At 68.5% G+C, this 17,352-nt stretch carries 14 protein-coding genes; 1 reads left to right on the top strand and 13 read right to left on the bottom strand.

Going from position 1 to position 17,352, the window contains the following annotated elements:
- Positions 1 to 22: 22 nt before the first annotated feature.
- From APY03_RS36595 to APY03_RS36535, 13 genes are all read right to left on the bottom strand, one after another.
- Positions 23 to 1,519, bottom strand: coding sequence for a sugar ABC transporter ATP-binding protein (locus tag APY03_RS36595; RefSeq protein WP_068685210.1), 1,497 nt, complete (start codon positions 1,517 to 1,519; stop codon positions 23 to 25).
- 4 nt (positions 1,520 to 1,523) lie between these two features.
- Complete coding sequence (locus APY03_RS36590; protein WP_083944831.1) at positions 1,524 to 2,684, bottom strand: SMP-30/gluconolactonase/LRE family protein; 1,161 nt, start codon at positions 2,682 to 2,684, stop codon at positions 1,524 to 1,526.
- On the bottom strand, positions 2,681 to 4,804 hold the full coding sequence (locus APY03_RS36585; RefSeq protein WP_068685208.1) for an ABC transporter permease: 2,124 nt from the start codon (positions 4,802 to 4,804) through the stop codon (positions 2,681 to 2,683). The genes APY03_RS36590 and APY03_RS36585 overlap by 4 nt, the downstream gene beginning before the upstream one ends.
- A gap of 72 nt (positions 4,805 to 4,876) precedes the next feature.
- Positions 4,877 to 5,854, bottom strand: coding sequence for a sugar ABC transporter substrate-binding protein (locus tag APY03_RS36580; protein ID WP_068685207.1), 978 nt, complete (start codon positions 5,852 to 5,854; stop codon positions 4,877 to 4,879).
- A 67-nt stretch (positions 5,855 to 5,921) separates the two neighbouring features.
- Positions 5,922 to 6,980 carry an ABC transporter permease gene (locus APY03_RS36575; RefSeq protein WP_083944829.1) on the bottom strand — a complete coding sequence of 353 codons (1,059 nt, stop codon included), beginning with the start codon at positions 6,978 to 6,980 and terminating at the stop codon, positions 5,922 to 5,924.
- 39 nt (positions 6,981 to 7,019) lie between these two features.
- Positions 7,020 to 8,315, bottom strand: a complete 1,296-nt coding sequence (locus tag APY03_RS36570; protein WP_068685205.1) for a hydroxymethylglutaryl-CoA reductase, degradative — start codon at positions 8,313 to 8,315, stop codon at positions 7,020 to 7,022.
- A 62-nt stretch (positions 8,316 to 8,377) separates the two neighbouring features.
- Positions 8,378 to 9,148, bottom strand: a complete 771-nt coding sequence (locus APY03_RS36565) for an enoyl-CoA hydratase/isomerase family protein (RefSeq protein ID WP_068685203.1) — start codon at positions 9,146 to 9,148, stop codon at positions 8,378 to 8,380.
- Positions 9,148 to 10,380, bottom strand: a complete 1,233-nt coding sequence (locus APY03_RS36560) for a CaiB/BaiF CoA transferase family protein (RefSeq protein ID WP_232081129.1) — start codon at positions 10,378 to 10,380, stop codon at positions 9,148 to 9,150. The genes APY03_RS36565 and APY03_RS36560 overlap by 1 nt, the downstream gene beginning before the upstream one ends.
- Positions 10,377 to 11,090, bottom strand: a complete 714-nt coding sequence (locus APY03_RS36555; protein WP_083944827.1) for an ABC transporter ATP-binding protein — start codon at positions 11,088 to 11,090, stop codon at positions 10,377 to 10,379. Before APY03_RS36555 ends, APY03_RS36560 begins: the two co-directional genes overlap by 4 nt.
- Positions 11,090 to 11,854 (bottom strand): ABC transporter ATP-binding protein, encoded by a 765-nt coding sequence (locus tag APY03_RS36550; protein WP_068685199.1) that lies wholly within the window; start codon positions 11,852 to 11,854, stop codon positions 11,090 to 11,092. The genes APY03_RS36555 and APY03_RS36550 overlap by 1 nt, the downstream gene beginning before the upstream one ends.
- A complete protein-coding gene (locus APY03_RS36545) occupies positions 11,851 to 12,804 on the bottom strand; it encodes a branched-chain amino acid ABC transporter permease (RefSeq protein ID WP_068685197.1) in 954 nt (317 codons plus the stop codon). The genes APY03_RS36550 and APY03_RS36545 overlap by 4 nt, the downstream gene beginning before the upstream one ends.
- Entirely contained in the window at positions 12,804 to 13,709 is a 906-nt protein-coding gene (locus tag APY03_RS36540; RefSeq protein ID WP_068685195.1) for a branched-chain amino acid ABC transporter permease, read from the bottom strand. The genes APY03_RS36545 and APY03_RS36540 overlap by 1 nt, the downstream gene beginning before the upstream one ends.
- Before the next feature lie 28 nt (positions 13,710 to 13,737).
- Positions 13,738 to 15,039 (bottom strand): ABC transporter substrate-binding protein, encoded by a 1,302-nt coding sequence (locus APY03_RS36535; RefSeq protein WP_083944824.1) that lies wholly within the window; start codon positions 15,037 to 15,039, stop codon positions 13,738 to 13,740.
- Positions 15,040 to 15,315: 276 nt separating this feature from the next.
- Between APY03_RS36535 and APY03_RS36530 the strand changes: the two genes are divergently transcribed.
- A complete protein-coding gene (locus APY03_RS36530; protein WP_146039320.1) occupies positions 15,316 to 17,301 on the top strand; it encodes a helix-turn-helix domain-containing protein in 1,986 nt (661 codons plus the stop codon).
- Positions 17,302 to 17,352 lie beyond the last annotated feature (51 nt).

Raw genomic sequence — 17,352 nt, 5'->3', positions numbered from 1 at the left:
GAATCGTGGGCCTCGGTCCAGGTCAGTGCACCGCCGCGTACATGATCCTGTCTTCGGTGGCGGCTTCCGGTGCGAACTCCTCGACGACGCGGCCCTGCCGCGTGACGAGTATTCGATCGGACAAGGTCAGGATCTCCGGCAGGTAGGACGAGATCACGAGTACCGCGATGCCTTCGTCGGCCAGGGAGTGGATCAGCTGGTGGATCTCGGCGATCGCGCCGACGTCGACCCCGCGGGTAGGCTCGTCGAAGATCACCAGGCGCGGCCTCTGGACCAGCGACTTGGCGATCACCACCTTCTGCTGGTTGCCGCCCGACAGCTCGACGATTCGCGCATCGCTGTCGATCGCGCGGATCGACAATCGCTTGCGCCAGGCCTCGGCGAGCTCTCGCATCTGGCCTTGCCGCGCGAGCATGAACGGGCTCGGCGACGACGCCAGCTGTCCGGTGTAGATGTTCTCGGCGATCGACAAGGTCTCGAAGAAGCCTTCGAGCTTGCGGTCTTCCGTCACGTAGACGACGCCGCCCCTGACCGCCGGGCGCGGTGTGCGGTAGCGCACCGGTTCGCCGTCGAGCAGGATCTCTCCGCCGTGCAGGAAATCCCGCTTCGCCACGCCGGCCACGATCTTGGCCGTCTCAGTGCGCCCCGAGCCGATCAGCCCGAACATGCCGGTGATCTGGCCCGCATAGAGCGAGAAGGCATTGTTCTTGACGATGGTGCCCATCGACAGGTTCTGCACGCTCAGCACCTTTGCGCCGCGCGGGCGGCGTACCCGCTGCGACCGGTTGCCATAGAGCTCCTGCGAGAGCGAGCGCCCGACCATCGCCTGGATGATCCGGTCGCGGTCCATCTCGCCTGCGTCGGCGGTCAGCACGTGCTCGCCATCGCGCAGGATGGTGATGCGGTCGGCGATCATCAGCGCCTCCTCGAGCGCGTGAGAGATGAAGACGATCGACACGCCCTCCGCGCGCAGCCGCTGCACCAAGCCGAAGAAGTGGTGTTTCTCCTCGGGCGTCAAGGTTGCCGTCGGCTCGTCGAAGATGATGAGCCGGGCCTCGTGCTGCACCGCCCGCGCGATCTCCACCATCTGCCGCTGCGCCGCCCCGAGCTGCGACACCAGCTTCGTCGGATCGACGTTGAAGTTCAGGCGCTGCAGGAACTGCTGCGCGGCGATGTACAGGCCGCGCAGGCGGTTGAAGAAGGGCTCGTCGCCGAGATAGAGGTTCTGCGCCACGGTCAGCGACGGCACCAGGCTGGTTTCCTGGTAGACCATGGCGATGCCATGTGCGAGCGCGTCGTGGGGCGTGGCGAAGCTCACCGGCCGGCCCTCGAGCAGGATCTGCCCCTGCGACGGCTGCACCGCGCCGGCCAGGATCTTGGTCAGCGTCGACTTGCCCGCGCCGTTCTCGCCGAGCAGCGCATGCACCTCTCCGCGCCGCACGCCCAACGAGACGTCGCGCACCGCGTGAGCGCCGCGGTATTCCTTGCCGATGTTCCGGAGTTCGATCAAGTGGTCCATGGCTTCATTCCCGCGCTTGCACGTCCAGCGAGACGACCTCGTCGCCCCCCTGGCAACCCACGTACAGGCGGCCGCCCAGTTCGGCCACGCTTGTCACGCCGTGCCTGCGCCCGTCGGCGCGGCTGTGCGCGCTCCATTGCGGCTGAAAGTCGGCGTCGAGCTTGCACACCAGCCCGTAGGAACGTGTCGGCGCCCATGGCTTCAGCCTGCCCATCGACTTGATGCCGCCACCCTGCATGGGCTCTCGGAAGTCCTGGCCAGATGCCAGCGCCGGCGCCACCCAGTAGCGCTCGGGAATCTGCACCATCATCTGTTCGCGGTACTCGCGCTCGCGCAGCACGAACTCGACCAGCTGGCTGCGCGGCGCGAACAGGCACAGCCACCAGCCGCCGTCGGCCGCGGGCGCGATCCTCGACGGATAACCTGGCAGATCGCCCAGCAGCACGCTGCGCCGGCCCTGGCCGTCGATGCGCACCAGCCGGTGTGCCCAGGCTTCGCTGACGACGATCGAGCCGTCGCGGTGCCACGCGATGCCGTTGGGCCACGCCAAGCCCGAAGCCACGGGGCGCGCGGGCGCGTCCCAGCGGTCGAGCATCCACAGCGCGCCTGTCGCCTTGCCGTGCAGCAGGTCCGCGCGCCACTGGGGCGGCAGGCGATCACGCGAGCCCTCGGCGACCAGCAGCCGGCCGTCGGGAGCGGCCAGCAGGGCCGTGGGGCAACGGATCACCCGGCGCTCGGCGTCGGCCAGCAGGCTGGCGGCCATCGGCGCCTGGCCGACCGTGCGAAGACCGCCGCCCGAGATCGCGGCGAGCGCCCCGCCGTCGGCCAGTGCCGTGATCGCGCACACATCGCCATCCATACGACCCATCAGCCGCAGCGCGCCCGTGGCAGGGTCGAGTGCATGCACCTCGGGGCCGCTGCTGAAAAGCAACTGGTCGCGCGAGGGCGTGAGGTTGTCCGGCGAGGCGATGCGCAAGAGGCCGGCCGCCTGGTCGAGCAGGCTGTTGGGCCGCAGCGGACCGTCCATGGGCGGCACGGTGACGGCGTGCGAGCCGCGCCCCAGCAGCCGGTCGAGCAGTGCCCCGAACCTTCCGTGCGGCAGCGTGCTGACGGGCGCACCTTCGCCTCCGGCTGCGGTGCCGCTCGGAGTGGCCGTGCGTCTCATGCCGCGCCTCCCCAATAGCTCTGCTGCCCCGTCCACGCCGGATCGGCGTCCGTCAGCTTCAGGCGGCCGATCCGGTTGTTGAGCAGGCCGCCGAGGTAGAGGTATCCCTGGTGCTCGCGCATCGAGGTGATCATGGGATGGTTTTCCCCGCCGAGGTCCCACAGCGATTCCAGCACCCGGCCCTGCACGTCGAACTTGATCACGCAGCCGGTGTTGATGTTCGGGAAGATGAGCTCCTGCGGCGAGACACGCCGCGCCATGCGCTTGCGGAATCCCGGCATGCGAAGCGACAGGTCCATGGACGGCGTCCGCATGCCGACCAGCGCGAGCCAGAAGTTGCCGTCGGAGGCACGGTTGATGTTGTCGGGGTAGCCCGGCAGGTCGTCGATGACACGCTCCACCCTGCCCGCCTTCGGCCCGGCGTACCAGTAGCGGCTGATGCGGCAGGCCCAGGTCTCGGCGAAGAAGAAGGACTCGCCGTCGTGCGCCATGCACACCCCGTTGGGAAACACCAGGTTGCGCAGCACCGTGCGGGTCCTTCGGGTGGCGGGGTCGTAGCAGATGATGCGGCCGTTGCCGCGGCTCTCCAGCGCGTCGTACGCCCAGTTGTGCATCTCGTAGCGAACGGTCGCCTCGCTGAAGAAGATGCGCCCGTCAGGCGCCACGTCGAGGTCGTCGGCCAGCTTGAGCCGCGAGTCGTCGATGACGGACCAGGGCGTGCGGTTCGTCTCGTCGGTCAGCCGCTCGATCCGGCGTTCGGGCGAGACGCTGTAGAGGCCCATGCCGGCGATGCACACCAGCAAGTTGCCCGCGCGATCGAAGGCCAGGCCCAGCGGATGACCACCCACGTGGGCGAACACCTCCATGCGCTCGTGCTCCGGTCCGAAGAAGCGCACGATGTCGCCGTGCCGGGTGCCGGTGTAGAGGTGTCCCTGCGCGTCGAAGATCACGTCCTCCGGCCCTTCGACCCGCCCGAGGCCGATCAGGGCCACGTCGCGCAGCCGATCGTTCACCGCGTAGGGCGAGGCCGAGCCGGCCTCGGTAGGGGGCGCCGGCGGCAGCTCCAGATAGGCGGGCGACACATAGGACTTCGCCAGCAGCTTGTGCTTGTTCTTGAGCCAGCGCACGTCGATCGCAATGGCCGACAGCAGGATCAGGCCGAGTGCCAGCGATCCCGCACCGCTCTGGAATCCGATGCGCACCAGCCCGTTGGTGACGAGCACCACCACCACCGCGCCCATCAGCGCTTTCGCGACCGAGCCCCGCCCGCCGCCGAGGCTGTTGCCGCCCACGACCGCGGCGGTGAGCGCCATGATCTCGAGGCCGACCCCGGTGTCCGAGCCGGCACTGCCCAGGCGCGCGGCATACATCAGGGCCGCCAGGCCGCATAGCAGACCCGAGCCCACATAGGTCAGGCAGATCGTGCGCCGCACGGGGATGCCGACGTTGTAGGCGGAGCGCCGCGAGCCCCCGATCGCCATGATGTGCCAGCCGGGCCGCGTCCGGCTGAGAAACAAGTGGGCGCAGGCCGCGAACACGCCCGCCACCAGGAAGCTCAGCGGCACCCCGAGCGCGGAACCCGCGCCGATGAAGTCCCACACTGCCGACTCCGGCATGTTGCTGGCGATGTCGACCGCATGCTTGAGCAGCAGCATGTCGACCACCGCGCGCACGATGATCAGCGTGACCAGCGTGGTGAGGAAGGCGCGCAGTTTCAGGTAGCCGATCAGCACGCCGTTGAGCAGGCCCACGGCCGCGCAGACCAGGAGCACGGCCGGCATCACCGCCCAGGGCGACCACTGCGCGACGTTCATCAGGAAGAGCGCGACGAAATTCCCCAGCGCGAAGTTCGAACCCACGCTCAGGTCGATGCCGCCGGCGACCATCACGATCATCATTGCGCAGACGATGAAGATGAATTCGCCGAGCTGCCGCGAGGTGTCCCCCAGGTTGGCGGCGCCGAAGAAGTCCGGAATCAGGTTGCCGAACACGGCCAGGACGACCGCCAGCGCCAGGAAGGGCACGGCGTTGTCGATCCAGTTCTTCGACAGGATCTCCCCGACGACGTGGTCGGGCACATACTTGTATCGCCATCGGGCGATGCTTCGGGACACAGACATGTGCGGCAAACTCCAGAGGCGCGCCGAGCAGCGGGCGGTCCGCCGTACGGCTGTGAGCGGTGATCGCGGTGCTTACTTCTTCTTGTATTCCTCGAGGTTCCAGCACGTGTCGTCGCGCAGGCTGGCCTTGGTGATCACCCCCACGGGCGTGACGCGGGAGATGTCCTGCGCCGGGCGCGCCGAACTCGCCAGCAGCGTCTTGATCACCTGCACCAGGTCCTGCGACTGCTGCTTCACGTCGTAGGTCATGTAGGCGCTGAAGTTGCCGTTGGCCACGTTGGCGCAACCGGTGCGCGCGGCGCCGCCGTTGGTGGCGAGGAACACCTGGTCCTGCTTCTTGGCCTCGCGGATTGCCGCTGCCGTGCCGGTGTCCTGCCCGTCCCAGAAGCCGATCACGCCGCACAGGTCCGGATGCTGCTTGAGCGCGGTGTCGGTCACGGCGCGGGCCTTCGAAGCGTCCCAGTCGGCCGCCTGGTTCGAGACCACCTTGATGTCCGGGTTCTTGGCCAGCACGGCCTGCACGCCCTGCATCTGGAAGGTGCTCGCCGCCGCCGTCAGCACGCCCTGCACGATGGTGACCTTGCCCGACCTGCCGGTCTTCGGGCTGCACTTCTCGACCACGGCCTTGGCCATGGCTTCGCCGATGCCGACCCAGTCGGCGCCGACGAAGGCGCTCGTCCTGGCAGCCGATCGCATGTTGACTTGCACGACGCGGATGCCGGCGTCCTCGGCACGCTTGAGCAGCCGGGCGTAGGACTGGATGTCCGGGTTCTGCACCAGCAGCACGTCGGGTTTCTCGTTGATCAGCGAAGTGATCGCCTGGGCGCCGGCGTCGGTGCTCCAGTTGGGGTCGCGCACGATCCATTTGACGCCCAGCGGCTCGAGCTGGCCGCGCACCATGGCGTTCCAGCCATCGGTCAGGTCGTAGCCGAGCGAGGTGGGCACGAAGGCCACGGTCTTGCCCTTGAGAGGGGCGTCGGCGGCCTGCGCCGCGCAGCCGATGGCGAAGGCGGCGCCCACGAATGCGAGTCGGAGGGAAAGGGATCTCATGGTCTTGTCTCCTGGGTCATTTGAACGAAAAGGGTACGGCCCGTGTCCGGCGGCTTGGTGCGCGGCGCTAGATGTCGCCCTGCTGGGCCGTCTGCTCGTCGCGCGGATTGATCAGGCTGTCGATGACGAGCGCGGCCAGCAGGATGGCGCTCTTGATGACGTTCTGGACCGTGTACTGGATGTCCATGATCGTCATGCCATTGAGCAGGATGCCGATGAGCACGGTGCCCACCAGGACGTTGCGCACGCCGCCCTTGCCGCCGCTCAGGCCGATGCCGCCGAGCACCACCACCAGGATCACGTCGTAGATCATGGTGGAGTTGACGATGCGGGTGTTCATGCTGCCGACCGACGCTGCGGTGATGACACCGGCCACGCAGCCCACGCACGAGGCGATCGCGTACTGCAGCACCACGAGCGGCCGCACCGGCACGCCGGTGATGCGGGCGGCCTGGTAGTTGTCGCCCATGGCATAGATGAAGCGGCCGGTGCGGGTGTAGCGCAGGAACGTGGCCACCAGCGCAGCCGTGGCCAGGAAGAACAGCACCGGCAGCGGCACGCCGGCGAGTTCGCCCTGGCCGATGCGGCTGAACCAGGCTGCGTCCTCCGGCGCATAGACCACGTCGAGCGGAATCAGCTTCATGCGTCCGAGCCCGTAGATGAAGGTGCCCATGGCCAGCGTCGAGAAAAGCGAAGGGATCTCGGCATAGGCGATCAGGAGGCCGTTGGCCACGCCCAGCACCAGTGCAAAGGCCATGCCCACCAGAAGGGCCATGCCGAGCGACATGCCGCTGGCGGACAGCGCCAGCGACCAGGCCACCGAGATCGCCATCACTGCCACCAGCGACAAGTCGATGCCCCGCCCGATCACCACCAGCGCCATGGCGAGCCCGAGGATCCCGAGCACGGCCACCCCGCGCAGCAGCGAGAGCAGGTTGTCGCGCGCGGCGAAGCCGTTCAGCCCGAGGCTGAAAACCACGAACAGCAGCACGGCCAGCAGCAGCACGATGCGCTCCTGAGTCAGCCATCCGGCATGAAAACGCCAGCGCGCGGCGATGGCTGGCCCTGCAGTCCCTGCGAGTTCGGCTGCGGTGCTATCCCGCTTCGGAACGGCCGTATGGCTCATGACGGTTCTGCCTCCTGGATGCTCACGACAAGGCCACGGTTATAGCGAAGCTTTGCCGCGCAGCGCCTCGAGCAACGCGAGGGCCCGGTCGGTGCGCACGTCGTGCTCGGCGGCCATCTGCCGCGCGACGGTGTCGATCTCGTCGCCAGTGGCGCCGGCCACCAGCGCGATGTTGCGGGCGTGCAGCGCCATGTGGCCACGCTGGATGCCTTCGGTCGCGAGCGCGCGCAGCGCGCCGAGGTTCTGCGCCAGGCCCACGGCCACGGCCACTTCGCCGAGTTCCTGGGCCGACTTCACGTCGAGGATCTTCAGTGCCAGGCGCGCGAGCGGATGCGTCTTGGTCGCGCCACCCACCAGGCCGACGGGCATCGGCATCTCGATGGTGCCGACCAGCGCGCCGCTGCGGTCCTTCTCCCAGATCGTGAGCGAGGTGTAGCGGCCGCTGCGGCAGGCGTACGCGTGCGCGCCGGCCTCGACTGCGCGCCAGTCGTTGCCGGTCGCCACGATCACCGGATCGATGCCGTTCATGATCCCCTTGTTGTGGGTGGCGGCACGGTAGGGATCGCCCGCCGCGAAGGTGTACGCATCGAGCACGCCTTCGATGATCTCCTCGCCGCTGCGCTCGGCGGTTTTCAGGACCTCGGGCGTGAGCCGCACGCGTGCGCGCGCCAGCCGCAGGTCGGCCAGGTTCGACAGGATGCGCAGGCGCACCGTACCGCCGGTCAGTTGCTCGACCAGCGGCGACACCGCCTCGGCCATGGTGTTGACGGTGTTGGCGCCCATCGCGTCGCGCACGTCCACGATCAGGTGCATCACCACCATCGCGCCGCGCGGCGTATCGGGAAAGACGTGCACCTCGATGTCGCGGCAACCGCCCCCCAGTCCGATCAGTACCGTGTCGCGGCTGTTGGCGATCTCCAGGACGCGGTCGCGCTGCCGCAGCAGCGCCTGCCGCGCGCCATAGGGGTCGGTCACGCCGAGGACCTGCACCTGCGCGCGCATGACCGGCCCGGTGCTCGAGGCCTCGAAGCCGCCGCATTCGCGCGCCAGCTTGGCCATGAACGATGCCGCAGCGACCACGGACGGCTCTTCCACCACCATCGGCACCAGCACGTCGCGGCCGTTGACCTGGAAGTTGCCGGCGATGCCGAGCGGCAGTTCGAAGGTGCCGACCACGTTCTCGATCATGCCGTCGGCGCGCGACAAGGCGAGCGCGCCGGGCGTCTTCAGCAACCCGACATCGTCGGCGGTGAGGCCCGCCGCCACCGCGACGTGATCGAGCCGTTGGGCTGGCGAGAGAGCCCGGAAGTTGGGGAGGCGGGAGTCCTGAACCATGTGACGTCCTGAATCGATGGGTGAATGAGTGGGCGGGAGCCGGATGCAACGGCGCGACGGGCTCAGCCCGGCGAGGACCCGGTCCGATCGCGCGACAGGAAGCGGCGCAGGCCCTCCCGGGCCTCGTCGCTGGTGAAGGCGCGTTGGCCGAGCACGGCCTCGCGGCGGAAGGCTTCGTCGAAGGGCAGGTGCCCGAGCGTGAGCGCCGCCTCCTTGATGACCGACACGGCCACGCGCCCCTTCTGCGCGATGCCTCGGGCACAGGACAGCGCCGCAGCCTCCAGTTCGCCGGGCGGCACCACGCGGTTCAGCAGGCCCATCTCGGCCAGCCGGCGTGCGGGAAAGCGTTCGGCCGTGAGCATCAGCTCCATCGCCAGCGCGTAGGGGATCTGGCGCACCAGCCGCACCAGGGTGCCCCCGGCCGGCGTGAAGCCGAGCGAGGCCTCGGGCAGCGCGAACACGGCTGTCTCCGAAGCGATCCGGATGTCCGCGGCCAGCATGATCTCGAAGCCGCCTCCCATGCACAGCCCGTTGATCGCGGCGACCACCGGCTTGTAGAAGCCCGGCTGCTTGATGTGGGCGCCATCCCATTCCGAGATGTCGAAGCGCCCTTCTGCCAGCGCCGGGATCGACTCGCCCAGGTCGGCACCGACGCAGAAGGCGCGGTCGCCGTTGCCGCCGAGCAGCACAACCCGCACCTGCGGGTCGTCGTTCGCGCGGGCGAAGCACTGCGCGAGCTCCTCGTACATGGCGAGCGTCAGCGCATTGAGCTTCTCGGGCCGGTCGAAGCGAACGTGCGCGATGCCTTCGTCCACCGCATAGGAGATTGCCATCAGATCACTCCCTCGGCGACGTAGCGGTCGTAGTCGGCGGCAGCAACGCGCAACCAGCCTTTGAGGACGATCTCGTTGTGCTCGCCGAACGCGGGCGCACTGCCGACTGCGCAAGCCGGCGTGGCCGACAGCTTCATCGGACTGCCGAATACCTGCACCTGAGCCCCATCGATCTTCGTCGAGACGAACATGTCGCGCGCCTTCAGGTGCGGGTCGTCGACGACCTCGGCAATGGTCTTGATCGGTGTCATCGGAATGATGTCGCCGGCCATGGCCTCGAGCTCGGCCTTGGTGTGCTGCGCGCACCAGCGCTGCACGATCGGCTGCACCCGGCGCGCGTAGGTCTCGGGATCGAAGCGCTTTTCCATGGTGTCGATCTCGGTGTCGTCGACCAGCGATGCCTCGCCGAAGATCCGGCACGCCTCGCGCCAGAACTTGTCGGTGTAGGCGCCGAAGAAGACGAACCCGTCCTTGCAGGCGTACTGGCCGTAGGGCCGCACGAAGGGGTGGTCATTGCCCAGCGGCTCGCCGACCACTCCGTCCACCGTGTAGTTGACGATCGCATGCTCGGTCAGCGTCACGACCGCGTCCTGCTGGGCGACATCGACCCACTGGCCTTCGCCGCTGTGCCGCGTGTGGATCACTGCCGACAAGGCTGCGATGGCCGCGTAGAACGAGGCCGACAGGTCGCCGATGATGGTGCCCACGCGCAGCGGCGGGCGACCCTTCTCTCCGTTCAGCGACCACAGGCCACCGGTCGCTTGCGCGCTGTTGTCGTAGGCCGGCCGGCGCGAGTTGGGACCGGTCTGGCCGAAGCCGCTGATCGACACGTAGACCAGCCGCGGGTTGCATTGCTTCAGCGCCTCGTAGCCCAGCCCCATGCGCTCCATGGTGCCGGGTCGGAAGTTCTCCACCAGCAGGTCGGCCTTGCGCACCAGCTCGCGCAGCAGGGCGCGGCCCTGCTCCGACTTGAGGTCCAGGCTCACGCCCAGCTTGTGGCGGTTGTATTGCGCGAAGAACCCGCTGGCCCGGCCGGTCTCGCCCTGCACGAAGGGCGGGAAGCTGCGCACGTAGTCGGGTTCGGCGGGGTTCTCGACCTTGATCACCGTGGCGCCCAGGTCGGCCAGCATCATGGTGCAGTAGGGGCCGGCCACGACCCGCGTGACATCGACCACCACCAGGCCGCGCAGCGGCCCCTCGCCGAGCGGAAGCTGCATCGTTTCAGTACTCACTTGTGTGTTCTCCGTTGGGTCCATGTCGAGACTTCATCAGCGTCCGTCGCGCCCGCCGCCTCCGTGATCGAGCCGCGCTCGATGTGCAGCGTGCGGCTCTGTACCGCCTCGAGCAGCGCCGCATTCGATTCCGTCACCACGACGCACAGCTGCGGGTGCGAAACCCGCAAGGCGCGCAGCGCGTCCCCGTACTGGCGCGCCAATGCAGGCGCCAGCCCCTGGAAGGGTTCGTCCAGCAGCACGAAGCGCACGCCGACCATGAGGGCGCGCGCGAGCGCGACGATCTTTCCCTGGCCGCCGGACAGCGCCGCACCGGAACGCGCGAGCATCGGCTCGATCTGCGGCACGCTGGCAAGCAACGCGTCGATCCGGCGACGGATCTCGTGGCGCGGCAGCCGCAGCACCTCGCACGGCAAGGCGATGTTCTGGGCGACGCTCAGGGTCGGCAGGATCACGCGGTCCTCGGGCGCGTAGCCGAAGCCGGCGGCAGCACGGCGTGACGCAGGGCTGCGTGTGATGTCCTCGCCGTCGAGCAGCAGCCGGCCCGAGCGTGGCGGGACGAGGCCCATGATGCCGCGCAGCAGCGTGGTCTTGCCCGCGCCGTTGCGGCCGACGACGGCCACCGTCTGGCCCGGCTCGAGTTCGAGATCGACGCCGCGCAGCACCGAGTGACCCGCCAGGTCGATGCTCATGGATTGGATGCGCAGCATCAGCGTTCCCCCAGCACTTCGCGGCGCACCAGCGGGTCGGCGAACACGTGGTCCGGCGTGCCGTCCGCCGCGATGCGTCCGTCGATCCATGCGGCAACGCGGGTCGCGTAGCGGCGCACGATCTCGACGTCGTGCTCGACGAACCAGCTCGTGACGCGGCGCTGCCGCAGCGCGCGCATCATCGTCTGCATCACCCCATGCTTGTCTTCCGACGACACGCCGCTGGTCGGCTCGTCCATGATCACCAGCTTGGGCTCGAGCATCAGCGCGATGCCCACGTCCAGCAGCTTGCGCCGGCCCTCGGGCAGGGCCGCTGTCGGATCGTCCGCATGGCCGGCGAGCTCGACCAGCTCCAGCATCTCGGCGACGGCGCGCTGGTCCGCGGCGCGCGCCAGCGAGGTCCATCGCGACAGCCGCCCCTGGCGGCTGACCGAGGCCAGCTCCAGGCACTGCCGCACCGTATGGTCGAGGAACAGCTGCGGCAGCTGGAACGATCGGCCCACGCCCAGGCGCGCGATCTGCCGCGGCCCCTTGCGCGTGATGTCCAGGCCCTCGAGCAGCACCCGCCCTCGGCTCGGCTTGATGTAGCCGGTGCAGATGTTGATGAAGGTGGTCTTGCCGGCACCATTGGCGCCGATCACCGCCAGGTGCTCTCCATGCGCCAGCGCGAAGTCGATCCCGTCGGCGGCGGCGATGCCGCCGAAGTGCAGGGTGAGCCCCTCGGTGCGCAGCAGTTCCCTGGTAGTTGATGCTGATGCGCTCACAAGGCCTCCTGCGGCGTGGCCGGCTTCGGGCGCCGGAGCCAGCCGACGATGCCCTGCGGGGCGAAGAAGATCACGGCGATCAAGGTGGCGCCGAGCAGGATCTGCCATGCGTTGGTGAAATAGGCCGCTGCCGTGAGCTTGATCAGCTCGAACACGGCCGCGCCCAGGAATGCACCCGAGGCGTGGCCCGAGCCGCCGAGAATGGCGATGAACACGTACTCGCCCGAGCGGATCCAGTAGCCGCTTTCGGGCGTCACCAGGCTCTGCACCAGCGCCAGCAGCGCGCCTGCCAGGCCCACCAGGCCGGCAGAAAGCACATAGCCCTGTGCGAGCACCCACCGCGCCGACAGGCCGATGTATTCCAGCCGCGTCTCGTTGGTGCGGATCGCCACCATGACCTGGCCCGAGCAGGAGTCGAAGTAGCGCTGCACCATCCAGGTGACGCCCACGGCCAGCATCAGCGCCAGCACCAGCATCGCCAGCTCGAACTGGCCGCGTTCCATCGCCATGCCCAGCAGCGAGGGCCGCTCGAAGCGAAGCCCATCGGTGCCGCCGGTCCATGCATAGAGCTTGCCGGCCAGCGAGAACAGCACCATCGAGAGGCCGAGGTTCAGCATGCCGAAGAAGATGCCGCGATAGCGCGACACGAAGGCAGCGACCAGCGCACCGACCGCCAGGCTGGCGACCACGCCCGCCGCTGCCGCGACCAGGCCGTCGACGCCGGGAAAGGCGCGCACCGTGAAGGCAGTGCCATAGCCGCCGATGGCCGCGTACATGGCATGGCCGAAGGACACCTGGCCAGCCCGCATCAGCACCGTGAGGCCGAGGGCGCCCAGGCCGAAGCACAGGAAGGTGATGATCGGCATGCGCGACCAGGGCCACGCCCAGCCGGCACCGAGCAGGAGCATGACCGCGAGCGCCACGGCTGCGAGGGAAGCCGGGGTGCGCATCAGATCCTTCGTGCCGCGGCGGCGGAGAAGAGGCCGTGCGGGCGGACCAGCAGCACCGCCACCATCATCAGGTAGGGCATCACGACCTCCAGCTCGGGCAGCGTGTACACCGCGAGCGAGCGGGCCATGCCGATGAGCACCGCAGCGACCAGCGCGCCGGTGATCTGCCCGAGCCCTGCGGTGGCGATGACGGCGAACGAGGTGACGATCATCTCGGCGCCCAGGCCCGGCACGAAGGAGGTCATCGGAACCGAGAGCGCGCCGCCCAGGGCCCCGAGCGCGCCCGCCAGCGAGAAGGTCAGCGTGCCGACGCGCGCCGCGTTGATGCCCAGCGCCGTGGCCACTTCGCGGTGATGGATGACGGCCACGATCTGGCGTCCCGCGATCGAATGGCGCAGCAGGAACTGCAGCCCCGCGTAGGCGACGAGCGCCACGCCGGGAATGAACAGGAGCTGGTAGTTCATGAAGGTCACGCCCAGCAGCTCGGTGGTGCCCAGGCGCGTCGCCAGGTCGCCCGCGTTCACGGGCGTGGCACCCCACACCATGCGCTGCACGTCCTCGAGCACCATGAAGGCCGCGAAGGTGACGAGCAGCTGCAGCACCGGATCACGGTCCTGGAAGTGCCGCAGCAGGCCACGCTCGAGCAGGGCACCCAGGCTCCCGCCCACGACGGCGGCAGCGGCAAACAGCGAGGCCACCAGCACGGCCGTCGACGAGGTGTGGGGCAGCAGCCAGGCCAGCAGGCTGGCGGCGCTGTAGCCGCCGAAGGCATAGAGACTGCCGTGCGCCACGTTGATGACGCCGAAGACGCCGCAGATCAGGGTCAACCCGAGCGCGATGAGGAACAGCAGGCCGGCGTACGACAGTCCGTCGACGGTGGCCAGCAGGAGGAGATTCAGATCCATGAACGATGGGCGTCTCGTGTCTTCGGAATCAGTCGCCCACGCGCCGGATCTGACCGTTCTGCATCAGCGCCGGCTTGAGCGTCTTCACCCATTCGGCGGACTTCTGCCCTACCGGCGGCGCCAGGATCTCGGCCGGATAGAAGATGAGTTGCCGCACCACCGGAAACGGCTGCGATGCATCCTTGGCCGTCACGCCGTACAGCTGCCCCTGGAGGGCTTGCCCGTCCTCGCGCAGCCGGATCGGGCGGGACAGGCCGCGGTACTCGAGCTTGCGCAAGGTGGCCGCGAGCTGGTCGGTGGTCGGCCACTGCCCCTTGTTGTCGGCGATCGCCTGCCGATAGGCACCCGTGGCGGCCTTCAGCGCCTGGACCATGTGGTAGACCGCGAAGTTGGGATAAGCCCCGGTGCGCTCCTTGAACTTCCGCACGAAGGCGCGTGCCTCGGGGTCGTTCGCGAATTCGGGGTCGGCGAAGTAGCCGTCGCCCACGAAGCCGACGATCACGCCCGGAGGCACTGCGTCGCCCAGTCGTTCGAGCGAGGAGTCGGCGAGCGGCAACACGAACTGCGAGGACTTGAGCAGGCCGCGCTGCGAGGCCTGGCGCAGGAAGGTGTCGAGATCGCCGCCCCAGGCGGTGGACAGCACCACGTCGGGCCGCAGCGCCTGCAGCCGCGTGACCTCGGTGGAGAAGTCGGAGGCGCCGAACTTCGGGAACAGCTCGGCCACGATCCTCACGTCGGGCTTGAGCGCCTGCAGCGTGTTGCGGAAGATCTCCCAGGAATCGCGGCCCCAGGCGTAGTCCTGGTTCACCACCGCGAGGGTCTTGAAGTCGGGCTTGAGCTTCAGCAGGTGCAGTACCGCCGCCACCATCTCCATCGTGGCGTTGGGGCCGGTACGGAACACGTACTTGTAGGGCCGCTCCTCCAGCACCTTCTCGGTCGAGCATTCCCAGAGGATGTTGATGACCTTCAGGTCCTCGGCCACCGGGGCCAATGCATTGCAGTAGCCGCTCGAAATGGCCGAGAGCATCAGCTTCTCGCCGGGCTCCTGCGCCAGGCGGCGGTATTCGGAAAGGAACTTGTCGTCGCCCTGCCCTTCGTCGATCCATGTCGGGCTGAGCTTCGTGCCGTTGATGCCGCCCGCGGCATTGAATTCCTCGATCCACATGTCGGCCGCCACCTTGGCGGGCGCGCCGAGCACCGAGGCCGGTCCGGTCATGAAGGTGCTCATGCCGAGCTTGATCTCGGGTGGGCGCTGGGGTTGGGCGACGGCAGCGGTGGCCAGGGCGAACAGAGCCGTTCCCCACGCCATGAGTCTGGCAATCGATTTCACTGAGTTGTCTCCTGTGGTCTCTCACTGTTAATGTGCGAGTGCATGAATCATCCGGTTCGCACCAACGATCTGCTATGGCGGATCAGCACAGCAAACCACGAGGCTTATGGGCACTCCACACATCACTGAGGTGCAGATGCGATTCACATCAGGGTTTGCACTGAGATTCACCGTCCCCAGGGCGAGGGTCGGGAGAGATCTTTGACAACGTCGAATTCAGTCGAGCGCCACGCCCCCCCAGCCACGGGCGAGCGGATAGCGGAAACCTCGTCGCTGGTGCCCACGGAGCTACAGTCCGAGCTGCTCGCCATGCTCCAGCGCAACGCCAGCGCGCGCGAGTTCGACGAGATGCTGGAGCGGGTGGAGGCCACGTTGCACGACCCGGCCCAGCGCTCGCTGCTGGCCGGCAGCATCCGTGCCGCGGTCGCGATCTGCGAGCAGCAGGCACTGCAGCAGCGGCGCGAGCGTGGACTGCTGGTGGTGCTGGAGAGCGCGCACGACCTCACGTCGATCCGCGACCTGGAGCTGGTGCTGCTGGCGATCGTTCGGCGCGCGCGGCAGATCTTCTCGTCCGACATCGGCTACCTGACGAACTTCGACCGGGTGCGCAACGACTTCTATATCCGTGCCACAGAGGGAGCGATCTCGGAGCGCTTCAAGAACGTGCGCGTGCCGCCGGACCACGGCATCTGCGGGCACGTGCTCAAGCACAAGACGCCCTACCACAGCAGCAATTACCTGACCGACGATGGCTTCGCACACGAGCAGGGCATCGACCTCGCGATCAAGGAGGAGGGTGTCCAGTCGCTCCTGGGCGCACCGCTCATGGTGGGCAATCATTGCATCGGCGTGCTGTGCATTTGCGACAGGCAACCGCGTCGCCATGCACCCTGGGAGGTCGCCATGCTGTCGACACTGGCTGCACAGGCCGCGGTCGCGATCGAGAACGCGCGCCTGTTCCAGGAGGCGCAGGTCGCGCTCCAGCGCGCCAGTGATGCAAACGCCTCGCTGCACCGGCAGGCCGAGGAGATCCAGGCCGCAGCCGAGGCGCATGAGCAAATGACGCGGCTGGTCGCGCGCGGCTGCAGCGTGGTCGACATCCTCAACATGGTGGCCTCGATGCTCGGCGGCCATATCGTGCTGCTCGACGAGGCCGAGCAGCCCACCCAGCGCGCCACGGTCGCGCCCGCGCATCTTGCCAGCGGGCTGGCCGAACTGCTGGGCAGCACGGACACCCAGGACCTGGTGCACCGCGCGCTGACCGAAGGCCGGCGCACCGGCCGCTCGCACGAAGTCGACGGCGGCCCCGGCCGCTACCTGCGCGTGGCGGCGCTGATGGGTGCCGACCGCCTGCTGGGCGCCATGCTCATGCTGTCGGACCGAGCGATGAGCGCGAACGAGATCCGCACCTTCGAGCGCGGCGCGCTGGTCGCAGGCGTGGTGCTGCTGTCGCAGGAGCGCAGCGAGCTGGTGGTGAGCGGCGAATCGGCTGCCGCCATCCGGGCGCTGGTGAGCTGGCAGCAGGAATCCATGGCCGCGCTGCAGCTGCGGACGCAACCGCTGGGGCTGGACCTGGCGCTGCCGCTGCGCATGGTCGTGCTCAGCGTGGAGGAGCGGCACATCGAGTACGCGCTGCGCCGCATGCGGCCGGCCATCGTGCGCGGCACGCTGCTGGAGGAATGCGAGGGCTTCATCGTCGCCATCAGTCCCGAGGCCGCCTTCGAGGCGCTGCAGGGCGCGCTGCAGGCCACGCTGCTCGTCGATGCGCGGCTGGGCGCCGTCGGCGTGACCTCCGGCACGCTGTCGCAGGTCGACGGGCTGCCCGATTGCTTCCGCGCGCTCAAGCGCGGCATCGACATCCTGCGCGCACTGGGTCGATCGCGCGAGCTGGTCCCCGAGGCGACGCTGTCGATGTATTCGCTGCTGTTCGAGCACCGCCGCGCAGCCGACGTCGCGAGCTTCATCGAGGCGACCGTCGGCGACCTGGTGCAGAACGACCAGCGCCGCGGCACCGACCTGGCGGGCACCCTGCTCGCCTACCTCGAGCATGCGCAGAACGCGAAGGCCACCGCCGACTCGCTGCAGATCCACGTGAACACCCTGCGCCAGCGACTCGAGTCGGTCGACAACCTGCTGAAGGACTGGCGCCAGGACGGGCGCTTTCTCGAACTGCACGTCGCCCTGCGGATGCATAGGCTGCGTGGAACAGTCCACTCGCAGGCGACCCTCCTGGGAGGCGTGGCGAGCGGCGCTGCTGCTTGACGCCGCGAGAGTCTGCGTCCCCGTCGTACGGAAAGGGCCGCGGGACTCGGG

It is taken from the genome of Variovorax sp. WDL1 (assembly GCF_001541225.1).
Lineage (GTDB): Bacteria > Pseudomonadota > Gammaproteobacteria > Burkholderiales > Burkholderiaceae_C > Variovorax.
Note: the sequence above shows the minus strand (reverse complement) of the source record. Positions and strands in the feature narration are given on the sequence as shown.